This is a genomic window from Halomonas sp. 707D4 (assembly GCF_024158685.1).
Classification (GTDB): Bacteria; Pseudomonadota; Gammaproteobacteria; order Pseudomonadales; family Halomonadaceae; genus Vreelandella.
This window is the reverse complement of sequence record NZ_JAMZBD010000238.1, coordinates 1-4,772: the sequence shown is the minus strand read 5'-3', so window position 1 is coordinate 4,772 and position 4,772 is coordinate 1. Positions and strand designations below refer to the sequence as shown.

The 4,772-nt window shown below is 63.0% G+C and carries 4 protein-coding genes; 1 reads left to right on the top strand and 3 read right to left on the bottom strand.

What is annotated here, in order from left to right; genetic code table 11:
* Positions 1-5: 5 nt before the first annotated feature.
* The 3 genes from BIS11_RS10960 to BIS11_RS10950 all read right to left on the bottom strand — a co-directional run bounded on the left by BIS11_RS10960 (position 6) and on the right by BIS11_RS10950 (position 3,432).
* Positions 6-1,577, bottom strand: coding sequence for an AbgT family transporter (locus BIS11_RS10960; RefSeq protein ID WP_253424556.1), 1,572 nt, complete (start codon positions 1,575-1,577; stop codon positions 6-8).
* Positions 1,578-1,740: 163 nt separating this feature from the next.
* Positions 1,741-2,400, bottom strand: coding sequence for a hypothetical protein (locus tag BIS11_RS10955; protein WP_253424554.1), 660 nt, complete (start codon positions 2,398-2,400; stop codon positions 1,741-1,743).
* Between the two features lie 141 nt (positions 2,401-2,541).
* Complete coding sequence (locus BIS11_RS10950) at positions 2,542-3,432, bottom strand: LysR family transcriptional regulator (protein WP_253424551.1); 891 nt, start codon at positions 3,430-3,432, stop codon at positions 2,542-2,544.
* Between the two features lie 159 nt (positions 3,433-3,591).
* Here BIS11_RS10950 and BIS11_RS10945 point away from each other — a divergent pair, with 159 nt between their 5' ends.
* On the top strand, positions 3,592-4,701 hold the full coding sequence (locus tag BIS11_RS10945) for an S-(hydroxymethyl)glutathione dehydrogenase/class III alcohol dehydrogenase (protein ID WP_253424548.1): 1,110 nt from the start codon (positions 3,592-3,594) through the stop codon (positions 4,699-4,701).
* Positions 4,702-4,772: the final 71 nt, after the last annotated feature.

Below are 4,772 nucleotides of genomic sequence, written 5' to 3'. Positions count from 1 at the left end.
GGCGTTTACAAGGTGTAGTAGATCGGCGCGTTAGGCCCGACCGGCAGGCCGAAGACGAACACCCAGACGAAGAACAGCACGCTCCAGCCCACCAGCATGAACAGCGTATAGGGCAGCATCAGCGCGACCATGGTGCCGATGCCCATGTCCTTCTGGTAGCGCGAGGCGACGGCGAGGATCAGTCCGAAATAGCTCATCATCGGCGTGATCAGGTTGGTGGTGGAGTCGCCGATCCGGTAGGCGGCCTGGATCACTTCCGGGGCGTAGCCCATCAGCATCAGCATCGGCACGAAGATCGGCGCGGTCACCGCCCACTGGGCCGAGGCGCTACCCAGTGACAGATTGACGAAGGCGCACATCAGGATGAACAGCGCAAAGAGCCCCGGGCCGCTGAGCCCCAGTGAATCCAGAAGGCTCGCACCGGCCACCGCCGTCACGGTGCCGAAGTTGCTCCAGTTGAACAGCGCCACGAACTGCGCGGCGAAGAACACCAGCACGATATAAAGCCCCAGCCGGCTCATGCTCTTGGCCATGGCATCGACCACGTCGCGGTCGGTGTGCATGGTGCCGGCCAGGCGCCCGTAGATGAAGCCAAGCAGCGTGAACGACACCGCCACGATCACCACGATGCCGCTCAGGAAGGGCGAGCCGCCTATCGCCCCGGTCTCCTGATTGCGCAAGAGGGCGTTTTCCGGCACCACCAGTACCAGCAGCGCGGCGACGATGGCGAGCATAGCAAGGCCGGTGCCCTTCAGAGCGCGCTTCTCGGTGGGCTCGAGCGTGGCCATCTGCTGGCCGTCGATCTCGTCGCTGGCCTGATCGATATCGAACTTGCCGAGCTTGGGCTCGACGATGCGCTCGGTGACCAGCCCGCCGATCAGCGTGACGACGAACGTGCTCACGAACATGAAGAACCAGTTGGCCTCGGCGCCCACGGTGTAGGCCGGGTCGAGCAGCCGTGCGGCCTCCTGGGTGATGCCCGAGAGCAGCGGGTCGACGGTGCCGATCAAAAGATTCGCGCTGTAGCCGCCGGAGACACCGCAGAACGCCGCCGCCAAGCCCGCCAGCGGGTGACGCCCCAGCGAGTGGAAGATCATCGCCGCCAGTGGAATCAGCACCACGTAGCCAAGCTCCGCGGCCATGTTGGAAAGAATGCCGGCGAAGACGATGGCGTAGGTGACGATGCGCGGCGAGCGGTTGAGCACCAGCGCCCTCATGGTGGCCGAAATCAGCCCCGAGTGCTCGGCCACGCCCACGCCGAGCATGGCGACCAGCACGGTACCGAGCGGCGCGAAGCTGGTGAAGTTGGTGACCATCTCGGTGATCAGGCGGCGCAGGCCATCGGCGTTGAGCAGCGAGTTGACCGCGATCCACTCGCCCTCGTTGGCCGGGCGGGGGTCCGCCACCGAGACGCCGAGCGCACCGGCGATGCCGCTGGCCAGCACCACCAGCACGCACAGGATGGCGAACAGGGTGACCGGATGGGGCAGAAGGTTGCCAAGCCACTCCACGGTGTCGAGAAAGCGCGTGAAGGCGCCGCGCCGAGCGGGTTTGCCGGCGTTGTTGTGATTATCCATGAGGCGTCGGTATCCATCGAGAGTCGAAAGGGTTGAAAAAGGGTGAGTCGAAGGACACTACGGACAAGCTCGGGGTGGCGCAAATCGCTTTACGCATAGGGGTATATAAAAAATGAAACGCCGCCCGAAAGGGCGGCGTTGGCGTTATGGTACCGAGGTGGCGTCAAAGCAGCGCCTGGGACGCCTTGCGCCTCAGGTGGACGCGTCGTGCCAGCAGCAGAAGCTCCAGGGTGGCGAACAGGATCAGGCTGTAACCCAGAAGCTCGACGACCTCTTCGGCGGCATCCTTGAACTCGCGCACGTAGTTGTCCTCGAGCACCGCCTGCCAGAAGATGCCGCGCCCGTAAAGGCGCGAGAACACGTAGGTCGTCAGTACGCCGCCGGCGAACAGGCCGAAGGCGAAGGTATTGCTGTAGTGGCGAAACTCGTCGAGAAACGCATGGCGCTTGATCACGACCCAGGCGATCGAGGGAATCACGATCAGCGCGACCAGGATCTTCCAGGTGTGGCGAGCAACGTACTCGTCCAGGAAATAGTCCTGCTCGCGCACCAGCGACGAGGCGATGAAGGCGAGCAGCAGCAGCGTCACCGTCGGCCACACCTTGAGGACATGGCGAACGTAAAGCAGCATCAAGCAGCACGTGCCGAGCATGGCGGTCTGGGTCAGCTCGGTGAAGCCGTATTCGCTGAAGCGAACCTCGGGCATGTAGAGCGCCTCCAGGTAGGCGCCTTGGGCGATCGCCGCGATGAACAGCACGTAAAGGATGGCGCGCATGAGTGTCGTCTTGAAGTCGATAGGCCAATGGGGTGGGGGAAGTGACATCGAGTATCCTTGCAAACTATAGCGTAGGCTATAAACATTCATTGATGAATGTTGCATTATATCGCTCTTGAGGCGCGCTCGCACGCCGATATCGCTTTCCTTCATGCCCAAGGCGCGGCGAGGTCGTCCCGACTCGCGCAGCTAACGGCGCCCAGGCAGCTGGGCCTCGAGATGGGTGGCCAGGTAGTCGACCAGCTGGCGAATCTTGGGAGAGAGGTGGCGGTGGCGCGGGTAGACCGCCCAGACGGCGGTGTCGTGATGCTGGAACGGCTCGAGCACCGCGACCAGTTCCCCGCTTTCAAGGTAAGGGGCCACGTAGTAATCCGGAAGCTGGGCAAGACCCAGCCCCTTGAGCGCGGCATCGAGAAGGGCCGGGCCGGAGTTGCCGCTCCAGCGACCTTCGAGGCGCACTTCGCGGCGCTGACCGTTGACCTCGAACAGCCAGAACGGCCGCGAGCCCAGCAGGCACGGGTGCTGGTTGAGCTCGGCGAGGGTGTGCGGCCGAGGCGCCTGGCGAAAATAGTCGCTGGATCCCACGATGTACTCGCGGCGCTCGCAAAGGCGCTTGGCGATCAGGCTCGAATCCTTCAGTACCCCCATGCGAATCGCGATATCGAACCCCTCGTCGATCAGCTCGACCGCGCGATTGGTGAAGTGCATGTGCACCTCGAGCTCCGGATGCAGGCACTGGAAATCGTTGACCAGGGGCGCGACGAAGCGCTCGCCGAAGGTAGTGGCCGCCGTGAGCTTCAAAAGCCCGCTGGGCCTTGCCTGAAGCTCGTTGATCGCCTGCTCGGCGTCGCGCAGGCCATCGAACAGGTGGCGGCAGTGCTCGACGTAGATCGTCCCGGCATCGGTCAGGCGAATCTGGCGCGTGGTGCGATAGAGAAGCTGTACGCCGAGCTGGTTCTCGAGCTGGCTCACCAGCCGGCTGGTGTGCGAGGTGGACACCTTCAGGTGGCGCGCGGCGGCAGAGAAGCTGCCGAGCCTCACCACTTCGACGAAGGCCTCGATTCGGTCCCAACGCTGCATGGGGTTTCCTTTTCTACTTCTACATCATAATGGTGAGAATAGTGGATTGTTGCTGCTGGGCAATAATCTTGTGAGTGTATCCCTATTTATCCCCCTTCACTAGCTGACTACACTGTGCGCCATGCGTAAGTCGTTTACGTTTGAACCGGGAGATGAACCATGAAATCACGTGCTGCAGTAGCACTCGAGGCAGGCAAGCCGCTCGAACTGGTGGAAATCGATGTCGAAGGTCCGAAAAAGGGTGAAGTGCTGGTGAAGATGGCCGCCACGAGCGTGTGCCATACCGATGCCTACACGCTCTCCGGCGCCGACCCGGAAGGGCTCTTTCCCTCGGTGCTGGGCCATGAAGGCGCCGGCGTCGTGCAGGAAGTGGGCGAGGGCGTCACCAGCCTGAAGCCGGGTGATCACGTCATTCCGCTCTACACCGCCGAGTGCGGCAAGTGCAAGTTCTGCCTTTCCGGCAAGACCAACCTGTGCGGCAGCGTGCGTGCGACCCAGGGCAAGGGCGTGATGCCGGACGGCACCTCGCGCTTCTCCCTCGATGGCAAGATGCTCCATCACTACATGGGCACTTCCACCTTCAGCGAATACACCGTGCTGCCGGAGGTGTCGCTGGCGGTCGTCTCCAAAGAGGCGCCGATGGACAAGATCTGCCTGCTGGGCTGCGGCGTTACCACCGGTATCGGCGCGGTGCTCAACACCGCCAAGGTCGAGCCGGGCGCGACCGTTGCCGTGTTCGGCCTCGGCGCCATCGGCCTTGCGGTCATCCAGGGTGCGGTGATGGCGAAGGCGGGCCGGATCATCGCCATCGACGTCAACGAAGACAAGTTCGAACTCGCCAAGCAGTTCGGCGCCACCGACTTCGTCAATCCCAAGAAGTACTCGAACCCGATCCAGCAGGTCATCGTCGACCTGACCGACGGCGGCGTCGACTACTCCTTCGAGTGCATCGGCAACGTCAACGTCATGCGCTCGGCGCTGGAGTGCTGCCACAAGGGCTGGGGCGAGTCGATCGTCATCGGCGTGGCCGGTGCCGGCGAGGAGATCTCCACCCGCCCGTTCCAGCTGGTCACCGGCCGGGTCTGGAAAGGCTCCGCCTTCGGCGGCGTCAAGGGTCGCAGCGAGCTGCCGGGTTACGTGGAGCGCTACATGAACGGCGAGATCAACATCGACGACTTCATCACCCACGACATGCCCTTCGAGAAGATCAACGAAGCGTTCGATCTGCTCCACGAAGGCAAGAGCATCCGCACCGTGCTGCACTACTGAGTACGCGTCAGGTCGATTGACGCTATAGTGAACGTGAACCAAGAGCGCGGTGGGTCTTCCCACCGCGTTTT

Excerpts from the sequence above, each read along its gene's own strand:
- BIS11_RS10945 (WP_253424548.1), top strand. The coding sequence starts at position 3,592 with ATGAAATCACGTGCTGCAGTAGCACTCGAGGCAGGCAAGCCGCTCGAA.
- BIS11_RS10950 (WP_253424551.1), bottom strand. The coding sequence starts at position 3,432 with ATGCAGCGTTGGGACCGAATCGAGGCCTTCGTCGAAGTGGTGAGGCTC.
- BIS11_RS10955 (WP_253424554.1), bottom strand. The coding sequence starts at position 2,400 with ATGTCACTTCCCCCACCCCATTGGCCTATCGACTTCAAGACGACACTC.
- BIS11_RS10960 (WP_253424556.1), bottom strand. The coding sequence starts at position 1,577 with ATGGATAATCACAACAACGCCGGCAAACCCGCTCGGCGCGGCGCCTTC.